The organism is Rhodococcus sp. IEGM 1381 (genome assembly GCF_030056795.1).
Classification (GTDB): Bacteria; Actinomycetota; Actinomycetes; order Mycobacteriales; family Mycobacteriaceae; genus Rhodococcoides.
This window is the reverse complement of sequence record NZ_JASHKQ010000016.1, coordinates 1-22,014: the sequence shown is the minus strand read 5'-3', so window position 1 is coordinate 22,014 and position 22,014 is coordinate 1. Positions and strand designations below refer to the sequence as shown.

21 protein-coding genes and 1 riboswitch are annotated in these 22,014 nt (G+C 63.9%); of the genes, 7 read left to right on the top strand and 14 right to left on the bottom strand.

Going from position 1 to position 22,014, the window contains the following annotated elements:
* Nucleotides 1-2: 2 nt before the first annotated feature.
* The 8 genes from QM797_RS22430 to QM797_RS22395 are packed head-to-tail and all read right to left on the bottom strand — an operon-like array spanning nucleotide 3 to nucleotide 9,364.
* Nucleotides 3-1,127: an LLM class flavin-dependent oxidoreductase gene (locus tag QM797_RS22430; RefSeq protein ID WP_283277874.1), complete on the bottom strand. Its 1,125-nt coding sequence runs from the start codon at nucleotides 1,125-1,127 to the stop codon at nucleotides 3-5.
* Nucleotides 1,124-1,864, bottom strand: coding sequence for a DUF1684 domain-containing protein (locus tag QM797_RS22425; RefSeq protein ID WP_283277873.1), 741 nt, complete (start codon nucleotides 1,862-1,864; stop codon nucleotides 1,124-1,126). The genes QM797_RS22430 and QM797_RS22425 overlap by 4 nt, the downstream gene beginning before the upstream one ends.
* Nucleotides 1,861-3,216 carry an NtaA/DmoA family FMN-dependent monooxygenase gene (locus QM797_RS22420; protein WP_283277872.1) on the bottom strand — a complete coding sequence of 452 codons (1,356 nt, stop codon included), beginning with the start codon at nucleotides 3,214-3,216 and terminating at the stop codon, nucleotides 1,861-1,863. Before QM797_RS22420 ends, QM797_RS22425 begins: the two co-directional genes overlap by 4 nt.
* Nucleotides 3,213-4,289, bottom strand: coding sequence for an LLM class flavin-dependent oxidoreductase (locus QM797_RS22415; RefSeq protein ID WP_283277871.1), 1,077 nt, complete (start codon nucleotides 4,287-4,289; stop codon nucleotides 3,213-3,215). Before QM797_RS22415 ends, QM797_RS22420 begins: the two co-directional genes overlap by 4 nt.
* Nucleotides 4,282-5,880: a dipeptide ABC transporter ATP-binding protein gene (locus QM797_RS22410; RefSeq protein ID WP_283277870.1), complete on the bottom strand. Its 1,599-nt coding sequence runs from the start codon at nucleotides 5,878-5,880 to the stop codon at nucleotides 4,282-4,284. Before QM797_RS22410 ends, QM797_RS22415 begins: the two co-directional genes overlap by 8 nt.
* Nucleotides 5,877-6,770, bottom strand: a complete 894-nt coding sequence (locus QM797_RS22405; protein ID WP_283277869.1) for an ABC transporter permease — start codon at nucleotides 6,768-6,770, stop codon at nucleotides 5,877-5,879. Before QM797_RS22405 ends, QM797_RS22410 begins: the two co-directional genes overlap by 4 nt.
* A complete protein-coding gene (locus QM797_RS22400) occupies nucleotides 6,763-7,743 on the bottom strand; it encodes an ABC transporter permease (RefSeq protein WP_283277868.1) in 981 nt (326 codons plus the stop codon). The genes QM797_RS22405 and QM797_RS22400 overlap by 8 nt, the downstream gene beginning before the upstream one ends.
* Nucleotides 7,744-7,747: 4 nt before the next feature.
* On the bottom strand, nucleotides 7,748-9,364 hold the full coding sequence (locus QM797_RS22395; RefSeq protein ID WP_502942379.1) for an ABC transporter substrate-binding protein: 1,617 nt from the start codon (nucleotides 9,362-9,364) through the stop codon (nucleotides 7,748-7,750).
* A 220-nt stretch (nucleotides 9,365-9,584) separates the two neighbouring features.
* A riboswitch (SAM riboswitch) is annotated at nucleotides 9,585-9,678 on the bottom strand.
* A 103-nt stretch (nucleotides 9,679-9,781) separates the two neighbouring features.
* Here QM797_RS22395 and QM797_RS22390 point away from each other — a divergent pair.
* Nucleotides 9,782-10,570, top strand: a complete 789-nt coding sequence (locus QM797_RS22390) for a phosphotransferase (RefSeq protein WP_283277866.1) — start codon at nucleotides 9,782-9,784, stop codon at nucleotides 10,568-10,570.
* A 253-nt stretch (nucleotides 10,571-10,823) separates the two neighbouring features.
* Here the strand turns inward: QM797_RS22390 and QM797_RS22385 are convergent, their stop codons facing one another.
* Nucleotides 10,824-11,378 (bottom strand): hypothetical protein, encoded by a 555-nt coding sequence (locus QM797_RS22385; protein WP_283277865.1) that lies wholly within the window; start codon nucleotides 11,376-11,378, stop codon nucleotides 10,824-10,826.
* Between the two features lie 317 nt (nucleotides 11,379-11,695).
* Here QM797_RS22385 and QM797_RS22380 point away from each other — a divergent pair, with 317 nt between their 5' ends.
* Nucleotides 11,696-13,555, top strand: a complete 1,860-nt coding sequence (locus tag QM797_RS22380; protein WP_283277864.1) for an HNH endonuclease signature motif containing protein — start codon at nucleotides 11,696-11,698, stop codon at nucleotides 13,553-13,555.
* 222 nt (nucleotides 13,556-13,777) lie between these two features.
* Nucleotides 13,778-14,038, top strand: a complete 261-nt coding sequence (locus QM797_RS22375; protein ID WP_283277863.1) for a TfoX/Sxy family protein — start codon at nucleotides 13,778-13,780, stop codon at nucleotides 14,036-14,038.
* A 166-nt stretch (nucleotides 14,039-14,204) separates the two neighbouring features.
* Here the strand turns inward: QM797_RS22375 and QM797_RS22370 are convergent, their stop codons facing one another.
* The gene (locus QM797_RS22370; RefSeq protein ID WP_283277862.1) at nucleotides 14,205-15,560 is read right to left on the bottom strand and encodes an LLM class flavin-dependent oxidoreductase; all 1,356 of its coding nucleotides are present in this window, start codon (nucleotides 15,558-15,560) and stop codon (nucleotides 14,205-14,207) included.
* A gap of 204 nt (nucleotides 15,561-15,764) precedes the next feature.
* Here QM797_RS22370 and QM797_RS22365 point away from each other — a divergent pair, with 204 nt between their 5' ends.
* The 3 genes from QM797_RS22365 to QM797_RS22355 all read left to right on the top strand — a co-directional run bounded on the left by QM797_RS22365 (nucleotide 15,765) and on the right by QM797_RS22355 (nucleotide 18,022).
* On the top strand, nucleotides 15,765-16,103 hold the full coding sequence (locus QM797_RS22365) for a WhiB family transcriptional regulator (protein ID WP_283277861.1): 339 nt from the start codon (nucleotides 15,765-15,767) through the stop codon (nucleotides 16,101-16,103).
* A gap of 87 nt (nucleotides 16,104-16,190) precedes the next feature.
* A complete protein-coding gene (locus QM797_RS22360; RefSeq protein ID WP_068053998.1) occupies nucleotides 16,191-16,949 on the top strand; it encodes an HAD-IIA family hydrolase in 759 nt (252 codons plus the stop codon).
* Nucleotides 16,949-18,022 carry an isochorismate synthase gene (locus QM797_RS22355; RefSeq protein ID WP_283277860.1) on the top strand — a complete coding sequence of 358 codons (1,074 nt, stop codon included), beginning with the start codon at nucleotides 16,949-16,951 and terminating at the stop codon, nucleotides 18,020-18,022. Before QM797_RS22360 ends, QM797_RS22355 begins: the two co-directional genes overlap by 1 nt.
* Nucleotides 18,023-18,058: 36 nt before the next feature.
* Here the strand turns inward: QM797_RS22355 and QM797_RS22350 are convergent, their stop codons facing one another.
* From QM797_RS22350 to QM797_RS22335, 4 genes are read right to left on the bottom strand one after another with little or no spacing between them, the layout of a single operon-like run.
* Entirely contained in the window at nucleotides 18,059-19,294 is a 1,236-nt protein-coding gene (locus QM797_RS22350) for an O-succinylhomoserine sulfhydrylase (RefSeq protein ID WP_502942382.1), read from the bottom strand.
* Nucleotides 19,279-19,692: a rhodanese-like domain-containing protein gene (locus tag QM797_RS22345; RefSeq protein ID WP_283277858.1), complete on the bottom strand. Its 414-nt coding sequence runs from the start codon at nucleotides 19,690-19,692 to the stop codon at nucleotides 19,279-19,281. The genes QM797_RS22350 and QM797_RS22345 overlap by 16 nt, the downstream gene beginning before the upstream one ends.
* A gap of 45 nt (nucleotides 19,693-19,737) precedes the next feature.
* Nucleotides 19,738-20,265, bottom strand: coding sequence for an Rv0361 family membrane protein (locus QM797_RS22340; RefSeq protein WP_283277857.1), 528 nt, complete (start codon nucleotides 20,263-20,265; stop codon nucleotides 19,738-19,740).
* Between the two features lie 34 nt (nucleotides 20,266-20,299).
* Nucleotides 20,300-21,160 (bottom strand): TauD/TfdA dioxygenase family protein, encoded by an 861-nt coding sequence (locus QM797_RS22335; protein WP_283277856.1) that lies wholly within the window; start codon nucleotides 21,158-21,160, stop codon nucleotides 20,300-20,302.
* Between the two features lie 295 nt (nucleotides 21,161-21,455).
* Between QM797_RS22335 and QM797_RS22330 the strand changes: the two genes are divergently transcribed.
* Nucleotides 21,456-22,014, top strand: a 559-nt coding sequence (locus QM797_RS22330) for an FAD-dependent oxidoreductase (protein WP_283277855.1), incomplete at its 3' end; no start/stop codon positions are given.

The window sequence follows — 22,014 nt, the reverse complement described above, 5'->3', positions numbered from 1 at the left end:
GCTCAGACCCGCAGGCGCGGCAGTCCCCATTCTTTACCGAGCAATTCGTACGAGCGCAGCCGGTCCGCATGGTCGTGCGTGGCCGAGGTGATCACCAGTTCGTCGGCTCCGGTGGCTCGCTGTAGACCATCGAGCTTTTCGGCGACTGTCGCAGCAGACCCGACGACCTGTGTGCCCACTCGATCCGCGACGAGCTGATACTCCTTGTCGGTCAGGGGTGTCACATTTTTCGGATTCGGATACTCGATCGCACCTCTACCGCTGCGAATGCTGTGTACCCATTGCGGGAAAGACGCTGCAAGCTCTCGGGCCCGCGAATCCGTTTCTGCGACAACCACATCGGCCGACACCGCCACGTACGGCGAGGACAGCCGAGCCGACGGCACGAAAGCACGGCGATACTCGTCGATCGCCTCGAGAGTCGTACCCGGGCTGAAGTGATAGCTCGCCGCGAACGGCAGACCACGGGCACCTGCCTCACGGGCAGTCGGCCCAGCACTGCTGCCGAACAGCCACAGCGCCACGTCGGCCCCGACACCCGGGCGTGCCGTCAACGGCACCCCGTCGCGCTCGTAGCTACCGGCAAGCAACGCAGCGAGGTCGTCGAGTTGCTCATGGAAATCTGGGGCCTGAGCGTGGGGTTGCTGCAACGCAGCCAAAGACGCAGCCAGCAGCGGGGTCTTGCGCGGGGTCGCCGCAGCGGGGGCAACCGGGAACAGTCCACCGGGCTCCGAAGCCACCGCGCGTTCGGGCGCAGCCTGTTGCGCACCGGCCAGGGCTGCTGCTCTGCGCTGCCCGGATCGACCGACACCCAGATCGATGCGTCCCGGATACAGAGCGTCAACTGTCCCGAAGGATTCGACGACGGCAGCAGCTGTTGTGAAACCGAGCTGGACCGCGGCCGATCCGACGCGAATCCAATTGGTGGCAGCGGCAATCAGACCGATCAACACTGCGGGTGAAGAACTGGCCGCCGCCACAAAGTGGTGCTCGGCCACCCAATAGCGCTCGTAACCCCACTCCTCGGTCTGGCGTGCAAGGTCGACCGTGTTTCGCAGCGCGTGCTGGACGGTCGACCCCTCGCTGATCGGGGACAGATCGAGAACGGACAACGGAACTCGCGTCATCTCGGGTTCTTCTCCCCTGCCTCGACAGCGACAGTCAGCCTGTTCTCGGCAGGCGCGACCGGGCACGTGGCGTAGTCGGTGAACGCGCACGGAAGGTTGGATGCCCGGTTGAAATCGAGAACGACGGTGCCGTCTACCGGAGCGGGCACTGCCAGGATCCGCGCAGCCGGATAGGTGGTCACCCCGCTCGTGGCATCGGTGAACAGGACCTTCAGACCATTGCCGGTGCCCCCGAACGCAATCAGCCGCTGCGCGGTGCCGGCCAGCTCGAAGTCCAGAGTGCCCACGGCCGAGTGGTGGTGTTCGAGTCCTTCCACCACGGCCCCGGTCGTGACGGTGACCGGCGAGTCGTACGGGGTGAACGTCCCGGTGGCAAGGAACTTCTCGTTCGGCTCGTAGGCCGGGATACCGTCGTAGGACTGCAGGGTTTGTGCTCTCGGGTCGTGTACCCGCAGCGCGACGGAACCGGTCCGACGGATCACCTCGATCCGCCGATCGCCGTCCTCGACCAGGATGCCCGGGGCTCCCTCCACCGGATTCAGCGCCGTCACGCCGTCGAACCCCTCGACGGTCACCGAGTCGGCATTGGCCTTCCAACGGCCGGGAAGGTCCGCGACGGTCTCGAATTCATCCGTCAACCAGTACAAACCGGTCAAGGACACCCAACCCAGAGGATCACCGTAGGACGCCTCTCGGTCGGCATGCCATTGCTTCCAGTCCTGCTCGAAATCGCTCATGATGCTCGCACTCCTTCACGCTGTTCGTACGGGTGCCGCAGACCGAGATGGTCGCGCAAGGTGGTTCCGGCGTATTCGGTGCGGAAGCTACCGCGGTCCTGAAGTTCCGGAATCACTCTATCGACGAATTCATCGAGGCCGGCTGGGGTGATGTGCGGGACGAGGATGAAGCCGTCGCTCGCGTTGTTCTGCACGTAGCTGTCGATTTCCTCGGCCACGTGCGCAGGGGTTCCGACGAACTGCTGCCGCGTCGTCATCGCGATGATCAGTTCACGAATGCTCAGGTTGTCTGCTTCCGCGCGCTCGCGGTACCGCTGGGCGATGGTTCTGGGGTCGCCGTGTCTCGCACGCCCACGGGTGATGGACACGTCACCGTTGGGTTCGATATCGGGCAACGGACCGTCCGGGTCGTACGCGGACAGGTCCTGTCCCCACACCTGTTCGAGGAACGAAATAGCCGTCTTACCGCTCACCTGCTGATGCCGGATGTGGTCCGCCTTCTCGGCGGCGTCCTGCGCCGAATCACCGAGCACGAACGTCGCGGCGGGCAGCACTTTCAGGTCGTCGTGCTCGCGGCCGTACTTGGCGAGCCGACCCTTGACGTCGGAGTAGAACTTCTGTCCGTCCTCTAGCGTGCCGTGGATGGTGAAGATGGCGTCAGCCTTCGCCGCACCGAATTCGCGGCCCTGGTCGGAATCGCCTGCCTGCAACAGAACTGGATGCCCCTGCGGACTACGCGGCAGTGTGAAGCGGCCCTCGACCTCGAACTGCGGCCCGGTATGCCTCACGGTTCGGATCTCGGACTCGCGACCGAAGATTCCCCGCTCCCGATCGACGACGAACGCGTCGGACTGCCAAGAATCCCAGAGCCTTCGCGCAACGTCGATGATTTCGTTGGCCCGCACGTAACGGTCGGCACGATCGAGATAGCCGCCTCGCCTGAAGTTCTCGCCGGTGAACGCATCCGAGGACGTCACCATGTTCCATGCCGCCCTACCGTCGGACAGATGGTCCAGCGACGAGAATTGTTTAGCAAGCTCGAACGGTTCGTTGAACGTGGTGTTGATCGTCCCGGCCAGTCCGAGCTTGGTCGTCACCGATGCAAGAGCGTTGAGGACGGTGAGGGTGTCGGGTCTTCCGACGACATCGAGGTCATGGATCTTGTTGCGATGCTCGCGAAGTCGCAGTCCCTCGGCGAGGAAGAAGAAGTCGAACAGGCCGCGCTCGGCCGATTCCGCGAGGTGCACGAACGAATCGAACTCGATCTGGCTCTTCGATTCCGGATCTGCCCAGACGGTCGTGTTGTTGACGCCGGGGAAATGGGCACCCAGATGTATCTGCTTCTTCGTCACAGGCTCTTCCCTTCGAGTGCATAGCGATTGGCGGGACGCGTCAGGCCGAGACGCTCGCGCAGAGTCGATCCGCTGCGGTTGTCGGTGGCCGGTAGTGATCGGATTCCCGACGGCAACGCGAGCGGTACCAGCGTCACACCGTCCAGACCGGCTGCTTCGATGGAACCCAAGAGCAGATGCAGCCCGGCGAGATCGCCGATATGCGACACGCTCTCAGCGGCCCTGACGTTCCCCGCCCAGTTGTCGAGCTGAGCGAGTTCTTCAGCGGCATAATTGGATACCAAGGTCTCCACGTCCAGCAGAACGAACACGTCGGCCGGGTCCCGGCCTTCGGCAACGACGGCCCGTCGAATGCGGGCGGCGGTCGTTGCCGCATCATCGACCGTGTCGGCGACGATTCGGACGATGCCGGCACGCGCAGCGGCCACCGACACGGACTCCGTGGAGTCGCCACGAATTACGACCAGCGGCTGTCCCTGAGGAGACCTCGGAGTGATCGACGGACCCTTGACCGAGAAGTTCTCACCCTCGAAGTCGATGTAGTGCAGCTTGTCTCGGTCGATGAACCGCCCCGACTCGACATCACGGATCTCCGCGTCGTCTTCCCAGCTGTCCCAGAGCCTGGTGACGACCTCGATTGCCTCGTCCGCTTCGCGCCACAGGCTGTCGTTGTCCTGCTCCGCTTTCCGACCGAACAGCGCTGCCTGCTCGGCACCCGGACTCACCTCGACCTGCCATCCGGCCCGACCGTGGGAAGCGAAATCGAGGCTCGCGATCTGCTTCGAGATGTGGAACGGCTCGGTGTGCGTAACGGTGATCGTGGGCACCAGCCCGATCTTCTCGGTGAGGGCGGCTACCCGCGCCGCGATGGCTGCGGCCTCGAGAGTACGACTGGCGAACGAATCGCCCAGGAACGCGAGATCGACACCCGCTCGGTCTGCAGCCTGGAGCTGGTCGACCCAGAACCCTGCTGTGTACAGGTCTTCGGCGCGAGAATCGGGACGACGCCAGGCCTGCGGATGTGCGCCGGTGCCTTTCAGCTCTATCGCGGTCAGGAACAGCTTGTCAGACACTGGTGCTCGCTTTCTCGTGCGCGCTTCCGGGTATGGCCCCGAGTAGCTCGCGGGTGTAGTCCTGCTGTGGATTGTCGAACAGTGCTGCGGTGTCGCCGTATTCCACGATGGCGCCGGATTGCATGACGGCCACGGTGTCGCTGATTTGACGTACCACGGCCAGATCGTGCGAGATGAAGAGGTAGCTCAGACCCAGCTCGGACTGCAAGTCGTCGAGCAGCGTCAGGATCTGTGCTTGCACCGATACGTCGAGGGCCGAGACCGGCTCGTCGAGCACCACCAGTTCCGGTGCGAGAGCCAACGCTCGGGCGATGGCTACGCGCTGGCGCTGCCCGCCGGAGAGCTCGGCCGGCCGGCGGGCCAGGTAATCGCCGGTGAGCGCCACCTGATCGAGCAGCGTCCGGGCACGCTCGGAACGCTCACGCGAGGAACCGACCGTGAACGCGTCCAACGGTTCTCGCACGATCTCGCCGACCCGCAACTTCGGGTTCAGTGAGGCGTACGGGTTCTGATAGACGATCTGAACACGCCGCCGCAGTTCGCGCCTGGCCTTGCCACGCAGACCGGTGATGTCCACACCGTCGAACGTGACCGAACCCGACGACGCGGTCTCGAGACCGATCGCGATGCGCGCCAAAGTAGACTTGCCGGAACCGGATTCGCCGACGAGCGACACGGTGCGCCCACGTTCGACGGTCAACGTGGCTCCCTTGACCGCATCGAGGTGGACGCCGCGGCCTATGGTGAACCGCTTCGAGACGTCGCTGACCGTCAGTATCGGCTCGCCGACCGTGGTACGCGTGGGTCGTACGGTTGTGTTCAGCGACGGTGCCGCGGCCAACAGTTGACGCGTATATGCGTGCGTCGGATATGCCAGTACCTCTGCGGTGGGGCCGGTTTCGACAATCCGGCCCGCGCTCATGACGATGAGGCGATCGGCTCTATCCGCAGCGACACCCAGGTCATGAGTGATCAGCAGGACAGCGGCACCGGTTTCGGCGATCCTGGCGTCGAGATGGTCGAGGATGCGTCGCTGCACGGTGACGTCCAGGGCGCTGGTCGGCTCGTCGGCGATCACCAGTTCCGGGCGGCACGCGAGAGCGATTCCGATCAACACGCGCTGACGCTGCCCACCGGACAGGTCCTGCGGATACTGCCGCGCCCGCACCTCGGGGTTGTCCAGACCGGCTTCGGTGAGGATGCGAATTGCCTCGACCTTCGCGGACCGGCGATCTGCGAGGCCGTGCACCCGCAGCACCTCGGCAACCTGGTCGCCGACGCGAACCACCGGGTTCAGTGAGGTGGTCGGATCCTGCGGGACGAGCCCGATATGACGGCCGCGCAACCGGTTCAACGTCTTGTCCAAGGCTGTGTCGAGCCGCTGCCCGTCGAACGTCACCGATCCGCCCACGATGCGGCCGGAACCCGCGAGCAGACCGATGAGGGCGTGGGCAATCGTCGACTTTCCGGACCCCGACTCACCGACCACGGCCACCACTTCACCGCGGTCGACGGTGAACCCGATGCCGGAGACTGCGGTCGTCTCACCGTAATTCACGTGCAGATTCTCTACTTCGAGAATGGGGCTCATTGTGATCGCCTCTCGAGTGCATGCCCTAGGCGGTGCGCGGACACGACGACGGCCACGATCACCAATCCCGGCAGTGTGGTCATCCACCAGGCCGTGGCCAGGAAGTTGCGGCCCTCGGAAATCAGCGATCCCCACTCCGGGGTGGGCGGAGCAGCGCCGAAACCGAGGAAGCTCAGCGCCGATACCGCAAGAACCGCCATACCGAATTCGACTGCAGCGAGTGCGATCACAGGGCCGCACGAGTTTCTGAGGATGTGCCTGCGGAAGACATCGAACCACCGCACACCCGAGGCGTAAGCCGCTTCGACGTACAGCGATCTGCGCACCCGCAGTACCTCCGAGCGCATCACTCTGGCGAAATTGGCAATCAGCGTGACGCCGACGGCGATAGCGACGTTGACGGTGCCGAAGCCCAGAGCGGTCACCAGCGCCAACGAGAGCAACAACGTTGGAATCGACAGCAACACATCGACAATTCGCATCAGCACCGCGTCGACGATTCCGCCGACGGCCCCCGAAACCAGACCGATGATCGAGCCGACCACCAGGGCGATACCGACTGCCAATAGCGTTGCCGTCAGAGACAGTCCGGAACCATGGACCACTCGGGTGAATACGTCACGGCCGATGTTGTCGGTGCCGAACCAATGCGACGCGCTGGGTGCCTGGAGCTTGTCCGCCGGTGTACCCACCAGCGGGTCGCCGCTTGCGAAGACAGACGGGAACAGCGCGAACCCGAGCGCCAGCAACAGCACGATCACGGAGGCACCGAGCCAGATGTGTTTCAACACATCCCGCGGACCCCGTCGCCGCGTGGGTGCCGGTGCTTCTTCGCCTGCCACAGGAATTGCCGATTGGGCGGCAGGTTCACGAATCAAAATGTCAGACATGGGCTTTCTCCGGTTCTGTACTGGCCTGCGCGGGCCGGTACTCGCGCACGATGCGCGGATCGATCAGCGGATAGAGCAGGTCGACTGCGAGATTGACCAGGACGAAGACCAGCGAGGTCAGAACGACGATGCCTTGCACCACCGGAATGTCCTGGGCCAGCACCGATGTCTGGGTCAGCCGTCCGACTCCGGCGCGCGAGAACACCGTCTCGACCACCACCGATCCGGCCAGCAGGGTGCCCACCAAGACTCCGGCAATCGTGAAGGCCGGGATCGAGGACAGTCGCAGAACGTGTCGCGTCTGCACACGAAGGCGTGAGACCCCCTTGGCGCGAGCCACATCCACGAACGGCTGCTTCCACGTGGTGGCCATGCTGGTAGCCAAGACCTGAGCGATGACAGCACCGGTCGGCAGTGCCAGTGTCACCGCAGGCAGCACCAACGACGCTGCCCCGTCGTCACCGAACGCCGGGAACCAGCGCAGTCGGAACGAGAACAGTTGCAGCAGCAGTAGTCCTACCCAGAACGTCGGCACCGCCACCCCGAGCGGTGGGAGCGCGAGCAGCAGGTTCTTCAGCCATACGATCTGGGTGTACGTGGCTGCGTAGGCCACCGCTGATCCGAATACGACGGCCAGCACCAGGGCCGTCCCCGCCAAGCCGAGTGTGCTGGGCACCGCGTCGAGAATGGCCGTCGTCACCGGCTGGCCGGTGGCGATGGACAATCCGAAATCACCCTGCACGGCCCCAACCAGCGAGTGCCAGTACTGCACCAGCACCGGCTGATCGAGACCGTAACGAGCCTGCAGTTCAGCGATCGCCGCAGCATCTGCCGGGGTTCCCGAGCCGGCCGAGTCCACGGCAAGACTGACCGGGTCCGAGGGAAGGAGGAACAGCACGATGAACGAGATCGTGAACGCAGCCCACAGCACCGCCAGTGCCTGCAGTACTCGCTGTCCGATGTAGCGGGTCATGGCTCTACTGCCCGCTCAGCCAAGTGTCGAAGAACTGCAGGCGAGCGGACGCCTCGAACTTCAGATCCTGCAATGTCGACGCCGCGCCGACGGCCTGCGACAGCTCGATCGTGGGAATCCACAATCCATTGTCGAGCACCTGCTGCTGCGCGGTTGCGAGGATCTCGTTGCGCGCCGCAACGTCGGTGGTCGAGAGCTGATCGGTCAACGAGGCGTCCAGATCCGGAATCGGGCCGCGCGCGTTCAAGTTCCGTCCGTCCACGGCAAACGAGGTGCGCAGAATGTCACCGTCGGCGCGTGTGCTGTTGTAGTACGTGGAGTCGTAGTCCTTCGTGCCCTGCCGTGCCGTCGCCTCCGAATTGGAGACCAGCTCGAGCTGTAGGTCGACACCCACCGCGCGCAATTGCTGCTGGGTCAGCTCCAGAATCGCCTGGTTGCCGGCGAACACCGCTGAATACATGACCTTGAAACTCAGCCTCTGCCCGTCCTTTTCACGGATGCCGCCTCCACCGGGAACCCATCCGGCCGCGTCGAGTAGCGACTTCGCCTTCTCGGGATCGTAGGTGACATCGGCGAGCTCGACGTAACCCGGGGTGGCGCTGGCCAACGTGCTTGTCGCTGTTCGGAAGTCGGGTCCGAGGACCGTATCGACGAGTTCCTGACGGTTGATCGCCGGCACCAAGGCCGTCCGGACGGCGGGGTCCTGTAGCGCACCGCGAGTGACGTTGGGCTGAATGCCGAACGGAACGCCCGGATTGGATGCCGTCAGGATCCGGCCACCGGTCGCCTCGATCTGTGGAGCGTCCTGCGGTAGCGCGTCGCTGACGGCATCGAGCTGGTCAGACGAAAGACTGCCGGTACGTACACCCGATTCGGGCACGATGGTGAACTCGATACGGTCCAGGTACGCCTCGCCCTCGTGACCGAATACCGCAGAGCCCCAGTTGTATCCGGTGCGCTTGGCCAAGATGACGGAACGGTCCTGCTGGTAGTCCGCGTAGGTGAACGGTCCCGATCCGATGTTGGTACCCAAGCACCGCGACTCGGCCGACTGTGCCGACGTTGCAGTGGACTGAATTCCGAGCTGAGGCGTCGAACTCGCCTGCAGGAACTGCGCATTGGGTGCCGAGAAGTCGATGCGGACCGTGAGCGGGTCGACGACCGTGGCACCTTGATATCCGGTCAGGTAACTGGCAGCGAGCGGTGCCTTGGCGGCACCGAGAGCACCGGTGATGGCGTCGAAATTGTCCTTTACGGCGGTGGCATCGAGCGGGGTGCCGTCACTGAACGTCACACCGTCTTTCAGCTGGAAGGTGAAGGACTTCGCGTCGGCGCCGACCTCCCAACTCTCAGCCAACCATGGCTCTACTTCTCCGGTTTCAGGGTTCTGGTCGGTAAGCGAATCGACCACCTGCCGGGTGACGTAGATGGTTTGATTTGTACCCGCCTGAGCCGGGTCGGAGCAGGTAGGAGCCCCGGACAGGCCGTAACGCAGCGTCCCTCCGGACTGCGGTGGGCCCGCGTCGGCGGCCGAGGTGTTGGCGCTACCTGCGCACCCGGCGAGCAGTGTGGCGGTGGCGGCGATTACTCCGGCCACCAAAAGAACAGGGCGAGTGGACACGTGGGTGTCTCCGGTATCTGGTCGATCGCACGAGAACTCCCGCGTCCGAGCCATGTGTGCCCAGGAAGGAGAACGTGCAGATGATGAGGTGTGGTGTCGAAAAGTACGGTGCCGAAATGTCAGCTAAGACAGGTCGAACCGTTCAGACGGCACAGATCGACATGAATCCGGCGACATCCGTCGACGAAACCTGAGGCGACTCGAGTATTCACGTGCGTTTCCTCCATCGGTCCCGGCGGTAGCACCCTCACCCGACAAGCGGGGGGTTGCTGCGACGTCATCGAGCCAGGTCTCTCGGTCGCTCTGGATGGTCCTACGTTCCCGATACTACGAGAGGGTCCGCGCAGTTGCCAACTTGGGTGAGGATCGGCGCGGTTTCCCGCGTGCACTCCTACATCGACATGAGAACGTAGAAGCATGAAGGACGAGACGGAAATGCCGTTGTCGGGAGGCAACAGCACCGTCGTTCACCGGGTGGCCGAGACGGTGCGTCGAGTAACGGGAGACCACTCGGCTGCCGTACACGATCTCCTGAAAGAGTTGGAGCACAAGGGTTATCCCTACGCTCCGCGCTTTCTGGGAGTGGATGGTCAGGGCCGAGAAATACTCACGTATCGGCATGGGACTGCGGGGAACTACCCGATGCCGGCCGCCATTCGCAGCGTCGACGCTTTGGAGAGCGCTGTCCGGATCTTAAGTCGATTGCACCACCTCACCGTCGGTCTGCGGTTGCCCGTCGGCCACGCCCGACATCTGCCCGACGGCGTCGAACCCGAGGTGGTCTGCCACTGGGATGCATCTCCGTACAACTTCGTCTTCGAGGGATCCAGAGCCGTCGCGTTGATCGATTTCGACGAAGCCGGGCCGGGGCGACGCATCGACGATCTGGCCTATTTCGCCTATCGATTCGCGCCACTCTGCAGTGCCGACAACTTCTCCGACGGAGGATGGTCCCCGAACACCGATCGATGGGACAGGCTGCGCCGAATCTTCACGATCTGTCCCGACCCTCGGGCCGACGAACTCTCCGACATCGTCATCGCCAGACTCGGGGCATTGAAACTCGCAGTCAGGGACGGGCCGAACCACGAGCACGGTGCCCTGTATTCGCGAGATCAACTGTTCATCGATCGGAACCGAGACCGAATAGTCGACGCCATTGTCGCCGCGGCGAAAGCTGTCCCCGGATCCGACTGCACGCTTTGAGGAATACCTCGTCCGAGTGAACTGCTGACCTCCAACATCGGCGTGATGCTGTCCCGGTCGAATACGGCTCCGACCTCGAACATGGCGTTCGTCGTGCTTCGAACGGACAGGTCGCGGCCGCCGACGGCTCGCTATCTGCTCGATCAATTCCAGCAAGCAATTGCGCATCAACGCAGCCGGCATGTGAACGGAAAATCGCCATCGAAATCCGCTGAATCCGCGCGTTCGGCAACGACTGTTCCGCGACTGTCAATCAAACGGCTACCGACAGTTCAGCGCTCTCGCTGCCGACATGACCTGAATCAGTATGCTGCTCAGCTAAATTCGACTCGCATCTGTTCACATACTCAACCCAATACCCGACTGTGTCGCCAGCGGCGGCAAACCTATCCAGCACGTCCATGCACAGCCAGGTCGCGACCGAGAAGTCCTGTTCCACCCCGTCGAGCCCCATGAGTGCCAACTCGTCCCCCACGGCGATGAGAGCTCGATCGACACCGGAACTACCGCGCTCGAGCCATCCCAAAGCCCTTCGGAGATACTCCCAATCGGCCGCGGGCACAGACTCGGCGGCCGATTGCCTGCACAATTCTGCCGTCGCAACGAGCGCGTCCACAACCGGCGTCGACAGTGCACCGTCGAGTTCGACGAGTATGCCCCGATCGGAATCGATGAGGTCGGCCATGTAGCGCCAACGGGCCGGAAGGGCAACATCCTCCGGCCACAGGTCCGTCGTACCGAACTGGAGTCGAGTGATCAGTTCCTTCGGTGAACTGCACGAAGCGGCGAAACGAAATGCGTCGTTCATGTCGATCATCCCCACTGGGTCAACACACAACATCGGACACCGGCTCGACACTCGAGTTCGGAGATACAGCCAAGCAGTGGCTTTCGTCACCGATGCAAGCAACGATGCTGTGGTCGCTACGTCCGCCTTGGGGGATATTGAACGCCGCCACCAGCATTTACGCGACTCGTCGTTACGAAAAATCGACAACGTCACACTTGTGGCCGATGTGTAATCCGCCACATAGTGCGGTGCTACGACTCGGCCGTTTCGACAGCCGAGTGCGAGCGGGAACGCATGTTCGAAAACTTGTCGGTGGGTCGCGATAGATTCTCTACATGCTTTCGGGGGACGGCGGATCAGGGGTGGACGGCATCGAGACGGTGCCGCCCGCCCCTGAGGTGTCCGATCCAGAATTGTCGGTGCTGGTGGATCGGGTCGAGTCCGCGGTCGCCGAGCTGGCCGGGCAGGGGTCGGTGTCGTGGACGAACGCCGACCGACGTGCGGTGATCCAACGCATGGACGCCCTCACCAGGTCTGTCACTGCCTACTCGCACACCTGGCTCAACGAATTGATCGCTCAACACGGTCTCGATGTGTATCCAGGCTCGGTGCCGTGCTCGGTGGCGTGGATGCTGCGGATCACCCCACGAACAGCGGGCGCTCGGGTGCGTCTGGCTGCGGAATTGGGTGACCGAACCGCGTTCTCCGGTGAGGTCCTCCCGCCCCTGTTGCCGAGGACCGCGGACGCGTTGCGGGCGGGGTTGCTCGATGCCAAGCATGTACAGATGATCCGCGAATTCTTCCGCCATCTGCCCTCGAGTGTCGATCCGCAGACGCGGGACCTCGCCGAAGAGCAATTGGTGGGGTACGCATCGACCAGACGCCCCGACGACTTCGCTCCGTTGGTGGCGAACCTGGACTCGATCCTCAACCCCGACGGCGACTACGACGAGGACGAAGACGGTAAGGCCAAGCCACGCAAACGACGCGATGCGTTCTTCTATCTCGGTGAGCAGGGTGCCGACGGGATGTCGGAAGGAAGCTTCTGCGTCGACCCCGAACTACGCGCCTACCTCGAGGCTTTGTTCTCCAAGGCCGCGAAGCCGGGAGTGAACAACCCTGCAGACCCGACGTCGGTCGTCCACGAGACCGAAGACGACAGCAAGTCCGGCGCGCCGCAGCCCGAGCCGACGTCCCGCGATGCAGGGTCGAGCGATGCAGGCCTGTGGAGTGAGTCGGGTTGCGATGGTAACGATGGCGGGCGGCCCGGCCGTGACACGGCCAACGAGAGTGAAGGCGGACGCTGCGACTGCGAAGGTGGTCTCGACTGTGGTTGCGGCACAGAGCCCGAAGACATGCTCGACTCCGACGACTCCGACGACTCCGACGACTCCGACGGCTCCGACGACGCTGCAGACACTGCTGAACCCGGCGGCCACTCCGCATCCGACGCCGGCGGCGACGATGACCTTGACGATGATGCACCGGACACCGCAGTGCGGGACGCTGCTGCCGCGCGGGATATGCGCACCCAGAACGAACGCCGACACGACGCCCTGAAGATGGCACTTCGGCACACACTCGCCTCCGGGACTCTCGGGACACACCGTGGCCTGCCTGTCACCGCTATCGTCACCATGACTCTGAAGGACCTCGAAGCCGGCTGCGGTTACGCCATGACCGCCACCGGATCCCGCGTCTCGATTCGCGACGCGATCCGAATGGCCTCGCACGCCCACCATTACCTGACCATTTTCGACGACGACGGCAGAGCCCTGTACCTGGGCCGATCCAAACGCATCGCCTCCGCCGACCAACGCATCGTGCTCATCGCCCGCGATCGTGGCTGCAGCTTCCCCTCGTGCACCCGCCCGGCGACCTGGTGCCAAGCCCACCACGTCACCGACTGGGTCGAGGGCGGACCCACCGACATCGACTCCCTGACCTTCGGCTGCGACATGCACCACGCACTCGTCGGCACCGGGCCCGGCAAGTGGGCGACGACCAAAACCGGAGCAGGACATCGATATCCGGGCCGCACGCTGTGGCACCCACCCACAGGAATGGACCCCAGGCGCCGCGGGCTGATCAATCACGCACACCATCCAGAAGAAGTGCTGTACCCACCCGACCAGCACAACGACTTCACCGAGACCGGCGATGCAGGCGACGAGGAACCACGACAACCCGCCTAGCGACCCACACCAGTATCAGGGCACAGCCCTGTCTGCAGTCGACCCTGCGCTTAAGCCAACGGAATGCCGCACATCGGGAGATCCACGGTTGCGCCCAATACCGCTCAAGTCTTCGATGAGGGCAACGACCATCGGAGGGGCGCAAGCACATGGCGTACGACGAGCTTCTCAGAGCGCGTTGTCGGGATCCTCTCTGATCAGTAAAGTCTGCGCGAGCAGAAGATGTTCGGCGGTCTGGCATTCCTGGTGCGGGACAAGATGGTGGTTTGTGTCGGCAGAGGCAGTGCGCTACTGGTTCGGGTTGATGGGGTCCGTGAACCCGAATACCTCCAGCGCGACGGAGCCCACCACGCTGTCATGGGCCGCAATCGCTCGATCGGCCAAAGGTGGATCACCGTCGACGTAATGGCACTGACGGGCGAATCGGCGCTGGAATTCTGGATCGCCGCGGCGCTCAATCACAACACCAACGCGAAAGGCTGACGACGACGACACGCCCCTGCGACGTCATCGAGCCAAGGTCTCTCGGTCGCTCTGGATGGTGCCAGGAATCTATAGAACTTCAGATTGAAAAGTCAAGTGCGAGTGTTACTTCGGGTTTGCATTCACGATGATTTCAACCCATGCCACCCGCCTGATCGGCCTGGTGTCAGCTGAAGGCACCCCGGTATCGGGCCGCCGGATGCGACGCGGGCAGCCTGTCCCGTCCGGTGAGTTTGCCTCGAACGGTGCCCTGTCCGTACTCGCGTTGCGCAAGCCCGCGCTGCTGAAGAACCGGCGTCAGATGCTCGATGAACTCCAGGTAGCTGCCCGGGATCGTCGAGTTGATGACGTTGATCCCGTCGACCCCGACGGCGCGCCACTGCTCGAGCCGGTCTGCGATGGATTCCGGCGTTCCCACGACACGGCCGCTACGACTCCGCATCCGGGCAAGATCTCGGACGGTGGGTTCCCGGTCGGGTATGGCCTCTCGGAGCCACTGCAATGTACTCAGTGAACCTTGTGCCTCGACCTCCCCGATCGGCGTATCGAGATCGTAGAAACCGAGGTCCACGCCGATCCCGCCTGCAGCGTGCGCGATGATCGCGGACTCGTCGACGTACTCGTCCAGCTCGGCGGCTTTACGTGCCGCTTCGGCCTCGGTGCTCCCGATGACGAACGACAGACCCTGGAAGAATTCGAGGTCCTCCGCGGACCTACCGGCCTCGACGACCAGACGGCGCGTGTCGGAGATGAGCGAGCGCGCGGCCTCGGGTGTCGGAGAAGCAATGAACTGGGCCTCGGCGTTACGCGCGGCGAAGCGTCGGCCTGTCGGAGATGATCCGGCCTGGAACAACAACGGCGTCCGCTGCGGAGACGGAGCCACGAGATGCGGGCCCTCGACGCTGTAGCGCGCGCCGACATGATCGATCTTGTGCACCTTCGAGAAGTCGCCGTGCCGACCGGATTCTTTGTCCTGCAACAACGCTCCGTCGTCCCACGACCCTTCCCACAGCTTGTACACAACATCGACGTACTCGTCCGCCCAGGCATATCGATCCTCGTGGAGAGCCATATCTCCGAAGCCGAAGTTGCGCCAGGCGTTGGGCGACAGACTCGTCACGATGTTCCAGGCGATGCGGCCACCCGACGCGTGATCGAGCGTGGACATCTTCCGCGCGAAGTTGAACGGATGCTCCTGCAGAATCGACGACGTCAACGCGATACCGAGATGCTCTGTCGCATAAGCGATCGCCGACGCGATCACGGTGGGATCGTTGCTGGGAATCTGCAATCCGGATTCGACGAACTTCTCCCACGAACCCTGATAGTCGTCGTACAGTCCCACGACATCGGCAAAGAATATGAAATCGAACTTGCCGCGCTCGAGTTCTTTCGCCAACGACACCCAATGCTCCAACGAGGAGAAATCGGTCTGCTCCGCCTCCGGCTTGCGCCACGCACCGTGCACGATATGAGACGTGGTGTTCATGACGAATGCGGAAAACCTGAGCGGCCGAGTCATACCGCCACCATGCCACGAACACTCACGACCCGACGATGCTGGAACACACCGCGGACGTCAGCAGCGCACCGAGCATAGGCCCCTCGAATCAGCCTGATTTCAACCATTGCGTCGCGCCCTCGACGCGGCGAGCCTTTTCGGTAGCGAATCGTTCTGTGCGGGCTGGGTCTCGCGCAGCGTCGACGAAAGGAATGGGTCGCCACGATGCCGAACAGCTCTGCCACGTCGAAGAACACCGCAATCGCCATGATCGAACGCAGAATCTCCTCCACCGCCGAAACCTGGAACTGGCAGATCGATGCACTGTGCCGAGGTCAGGACTCGGAGATCTTCTTCTCCCCGTCGGGTGAGGGGCGAACGGCGCGTCGCCAACGCGAGGATCGCGCCAAGCAGGTGTGCGCCGGCTGCGGAGTGCTCGACGCATGCAAGCGGTTCGCGTTGGCAGCCAACGAACCGTTCGGAGTGTGGGGTGGCACGACGGCCCGCGAACGGCTGGTGCACCGCGCTAATTCACGACGTACCGACGAGCGGCAGGCGAGCTAGTAGCAGGAGCGCAGCCGGCGGAACGACCCGGTAGTTCACAATGGACGGGTGAGCGAAACCGAGAAGCCCCAGCAGTGGACGTACCTGATGGACATGGACGGCGTGCTCGTCCACGAGGATCACCTGATCCCCGGTGCCGACACGTTCCTCGCCGAGCTGCAGGCCAACGAGATCCCGTTCATCGTGCTGACGAACAATTCCATCCGTACCCCACGTGACCTGCGGGCCCGTCTAGCATTCACCGGTCTGGACATTCCGGAGAAGTCCATCTGGACCTCCGCTCTCGCCACCGCGACGTTCCTCGGAAATCAGCGGCCCGGGGGCAGCGCGTACGTCGTCGGCGAGTCGGGTCTGACCACGGCCCTGCACGACATCGGCTACACGCTCACCGACTCGAGCCCCGACTACGTGGTGCTCGGTGAGACCCGCACCTACTCGTTCGAGGCCATCACCACCGCCATTCGTCTCGTCGAAAAGGGCTCGCGCTTCATCGCCACCAACCCCGACGCCACCGGACCGTCCCGCGAAGGCTCGCTGCCGGCGACCGGATCGGTGGCCGCTCTCATCACCAAGGCAACCGGCAAAGAGCCGTACTACGTGGGCAAGCCCAACGCGTTGATGATGCGTTCGGCGTTGCGCGCGATCGGCGGACATTCCGAGAACACGCTGATGATCGGCGACCGGATGGACACCGACGTGCTCTCCGGTCTCGAAGCCGGGCTGCAGACCATCCTGGTCCTCACCGGGATCTCGACCGTCCAATCCGTCGAGCAGTATCCGTACCGCCCCACCAAGGTCCTCGATTCCGTCGCAGACCTGGTGGGCCGCACTCAGAACCCGTTCTGATGACACTCGAATTCGTACTCTCCCGCCAGGATCACCATGTCGTCGGACTGGGCGTCCGGCACGCTTTTCCCGATATCTCCGACGCGGTGGCCGCGGTCCGCAAGGGCCGAAACGTCGTCGGCGCACTGCCTTTCGACATGTCCGACGCCACCGCGCTGATCGAACCGGAGGAGTTCTACCGACTCGACGGCCCCTGGTCGACATCGGACGAACTGCCGCCGTTGCCGATGGTCACCGTCGCACGTCAGATTCCCGATCCTGACGTCCATGTGCAGCGAGTGCGGGATGTCATCGAGCAAGTGAAAGCCGGTGTGGCCGATAAGATCGTGCTGGCGCGGGCCATCGAATTGGCCGCGGATTCACCGATCGATCCCGCCTCGATGTTGAGCGCTTTGGTTTCCCGCGATCCGATGGGCAACGGCTTTCTGGCGGACCTTTCTCCCACTGGCGACTCGGGTGGGCACATCGTCGGCTCGAGTCCCGAGTTGCTGGTTCGCAAGCGCGGCAACATCGTCAGCTGCCATCCGTTTGCCGGAACGGCTGCGCGTTCCACCGATCCAGACGAAGAAGTACGCATCTCCGCGGCGTTGGCAGCCAGCGCCAAGGATCAGGCCGAGCACCGATTCGTCGTCGACGAGATCCGTGCTGCGTTGGAGCCGTACTGCGAGACGCTCGATGTGCCCGAGTCACCCCAACTCAGCAGCACTCCACAGCTATGGCACCTGTCGACGCCCATCGTCGGCACCTTGGCCGATCCCGCGACCACTGCACTCGACCTCGCGCTGGCACTACATCCCACCGCTGCCGTCGCCGGCGTTCCCCGAGCCGCGGCCATGGCTGCGATCGCAAACGTCGAGGGCTCACGCGGCTTCTACGCCGGTGCCGTCGGGTGGACCGACGGCAGCGGCGACGGCGAATGGATGGTTACGATTCGCTGCATCGAACTCTCGGCGGATGGGCTGACCGGAACGGCCACCGCAGGTGGCGGCATCGTCGAAGATTCCGACCCCGACGCCGAACTCGACGAAACGACAGCCAAATTCAGGACCGTGCTCAGCGTCTTCGAGCCCTGACCCGGACCAGGCCGAGCAGCCAGACCCTCGGCCCCGCTACTTCAGTGCCTGGTCCAGGTCTCCGATCAGATCCTCAACGTCCTCGAGGCCGATGGAAATGCGCACGACGCCGTCGGTGATGCCCACTGCTGCACGACCTTCCGGCCCCATGGCGCGGTGCGTGGTGGTGGCCGGGTGAGTGATGAGCGACTTCGCGTCGCCCAGGTTGTTGGAGATGTCGACGATGCGCAACGCGTCGAGCACCTCGAAGGCGCGCTTCTTGCCCTCCCCCTCAGTCGCTTCGAGCTCGAAGGTCACGACGGTACCGCCGCCCGACATCTGAGACTTCGCCAACTCGTACTGCGGATGAGATTGCAGGAACGGGTATTTCACCCAGCGCACCGCAGGGTGAGCTTCGAGGAACTCGGCGATCTGCAGCGCCGAGTTCACCGAATGCCGCACCCGCACCGGCATCGTCTCCAGTCCCTTGAGCAGCGTCCAGGCATTGAACGGGCTCAAAGCCGGGCCGGTGTGCCGCATCAGCGTCTGCACCGGGCCTTCGATGTATTCCTTCGAGCCCAGGATTGCCCCGCCGAGTACCCGGCCCTGACCGTCGATGTGCTTGGTGCCCGAGTACACGACCACGTCGGCCCCGAGTTCGAGACTGCGCTGCAGCAGCGGCGTCGCGAACACGTTGTCCAGCACCACCGTTGCTCCGGCAGCATGCGCCAGCTCGGAAACGCGCCTGACATCGACCAACGACTGCATCGGGTTGGACGGGGTCTCGAAGAACACCGCCGTCGTCGGCACCGACAGCGCCTGCTCCCACTGCTCGAGGTCTTCGCCGTCGACGAAGACGGTCTCGACTCCCCAGCGCGGCAGAATCTCGTTGCACACCACGAAGCACGACCCGAAAAGGCTACGCGCAGCGACCAATCGGTCACCGGCCTTCAGGAGTGCGCCGAGCGCGGTGAACACCGCGGACATGCCACTGGACGTCCCGAAGCATGCCTCGGCACCCTCGATCAACCGCAGCCGCTCTTCGAACATCTTCACTGTCGGGTTGCCGTAACGCGAGTACACGAAATGATCGATGTCGCCGGTGAACGCCTGCTCGGCCGCACCGGCACTCTCGTACACGAAACCCGAAGAGAGATAGAGCGCTTCGGCGTTCTCGTCGAACCCGGATCGCATCAGGCCGCCGCGTACTCCCAGCGTTGCCTGACCCACCCCGTCGGGCAGCGGCTTCTCGAAACCCCCACCTTTGGGAAGGTTCGTCACGACTGCCTCCAGGGCAACCCGACCGCACGCCAACCCGTGGCTCCGCGGTGGCCGTCGGCGTCGGTGGCACCTTCGAAGCCGTCGAGCACGTTGTAGGACGGACCGATGCCCGCTGCCGTCGCGGCTTCGGCGGCACCGATGGACCGCTGACCGGAGCGGCACAGGAAGACCACCGGCCGATCGCCTTCCACGCCTGCGGCTTTCAGGTCATCGACGAAGTCGGTGTTGCGGGCACCGTCGGGGTAGCTGACCCACTCGATCAGGTGCGTCGGGCGGTCGATGTCCGAGGTGTCCGGGACGCCGACGTACTGCCACTCGGCGCGCGTCCGAACGTCCACGAGCACGGCCTCGGGGTTGCTCTGCAACAACTCCCAGGCCGCTTCCGGGGTTATGTCGCCTGCATAGGTCACTGGATCAGCCTTCCGTCACTTGCCGTTACGTCACACATACCAAGATCAGACATTGCACACCAGCCACTTGTCGTCGACGCGGACGAACTTCCACTGGTCGTCGGTCTGCACTCCGGACTTCTCTTCCTTCAGCGGGACCTTCACCACACCGCGGTCGCCGTTGACCTCGTACTCCGACGGCACCCCGTCGATGGACGTCTCGCCGTTGCTATCGACCTCGCTTGCGCGATCGGTTCGGTACTGCGCGTCGTCGCCGGTAATGAGGAGCGCAACCTGGTCGAAGCACGTGTTCTCGCGCAACAGATCCGCATCGCCGGAGTTCTGTGCCTCGAGGAATCCGTCGACGGCGTCGGTGAGCAGCTGGGCCTGCGTCACGTTGTTCTCGGCGGGGGCGAACTTCGACGCCGCGAAAATGCCGACGAGCACAACGACGACGATGCCCGCAGCGATGATGAACGGCCACGCATTGGGCGGACGCTGCTCACCGGAGTCTGCGGCCGCTTGGGAAGCGTTGTTGCGTGCTTCCTCACGACTGTCGACCCACTGCTGCCTACGTTCACTCCACGACGCCATGCGGCCAATCTTCCTCGATCCGACGGGCCCGGCACTATCGGGGTCCGACGGGAATGTCTCCTCGCAACGTGATGCGGTGCATCTTGCGGTGCTCGGTGCCGTAATCACGATTGGCGTAGTGCGAGGTGCTGCGGTTGTCCCACAGCACCAGATCGCCGAGACGCCAGCGGTGTCGCACGACGTGTTCGGGCTTGGTGAGGTGCGCATACAACAAATCCAGGATTCCGCGGCTCTCGGCCTCCGACACGCCCACGATGTGGGAGGTGAAACCCGGATTGACGAACAGCCCCTTGCGGCCGGTTTCCGGATGCACCCGCACGACGGGATGTTCGACGGGGACCAGCGCTGTGACTTCCTTGCCGTCCCACACGTTGCCCTTACCGCCGCGCTTCTGCGCGAGGTAGTAGCCGAACTCGCGGTTGCCGTCGTGAATTGCGTTGAGCCCATCGATCATTCGACGTACCGGCGCCGAGAGGGACTCGTAGGCGAGCTGGCTGTCGGCCCAGTTGGTGTCGCCGCCGTGTGGTGGCAGGACGACGGGCCGCAGGATCGAACCCATCGGTGGACGCTCCATGAACGTCACGTCGGTGTGCCAGACGTCGGCGAAACCGTTGTCCTGACTGTCGAGCGCGTAGACCTCGGGGGCGACGTGCCCACTGTCGTGCACCGGGTGACCGGCCGTGAGGTCGCCGAGACGACGGCCGAATTCGACGTGTGCGGCGTCGTCGAGAGTCTGCCCGCGCAGCACCAGAACCTTGTGCTCGACGAGCGCTCGGCACACGGCGTGAATCTGCGCATCGGACGCCGAGGCGACGTCGAGGCCGATGACCTCGGCACCGAACGACGGACCGAGCTTGTCGAGCGTGAGGGTGGCGGTCTGTTCCAGGGTGGTCATGTGTCCTCGGATCTGTACACGGCGAAGGGCTGATTCAGGCAGCGCTGCCGTCGATAGAGGGGTTCCCGTCCTGTTCAGGGAGGGGATGGGCGTCGGGTCAGGTCACCGACAACACATGTTGGTGCAGGTACGACAGAAGTCGACGGTGAACCGTCGGACCAGGTATGTCGTCTGCACGGGTCAATTCCTACCGGAAACCGGGAAATACGGCAAGTTGCCCACTGCCCCAGCTCAGGTGATGCTTAATTTATGCTGGGGTGTCCGCACTTCCCTCGAAGAAGGTAGCTCGCTGCACATGACTGATCAGACTCGTCCTCTCCGCGTCGCCATCGTCGGTGCCGGACCGGCAGGCATCTACGCCGCCGACGCGCTCATGAAGTCCGACCACAATGTCAGCGGACCGGGCGTGAGCATCGACCTCTTCGAACGGATGCCCGCCCCGTTCGGACTCATCCGCTACGGCGTCGCCCCCGACCACCCCCGCATCAAAGGCATCATCACCGCCCTGCACAAGGTCCTCGACAAGCCACAGGTCCGCCTCCTCGGCAACATCGACTACGGCACCGACATCAACCTCGACGACCTACGCCGCTTCTACGACGCCGTCATCTTCTCCACCGGAGCCAACGCCGACCGCGCCCTGAACATCCCCGGCATCGACCTCGACGGCAGCTACGGCGCCGCAGACTTCGTCTCCTGGTACGACGGCCACCCCGACGTCCCCCGCACCTGGCCCCTCGACGCCGAGAAAGTCGCCGTCCTCGGCGTCGGAAACGTCGCCCTCGACGTCGCACGCGTCCTCGCCAAAACCGGCGACGAACTGCTCCCCACCGAGATCCCGGCCAACGTCTACG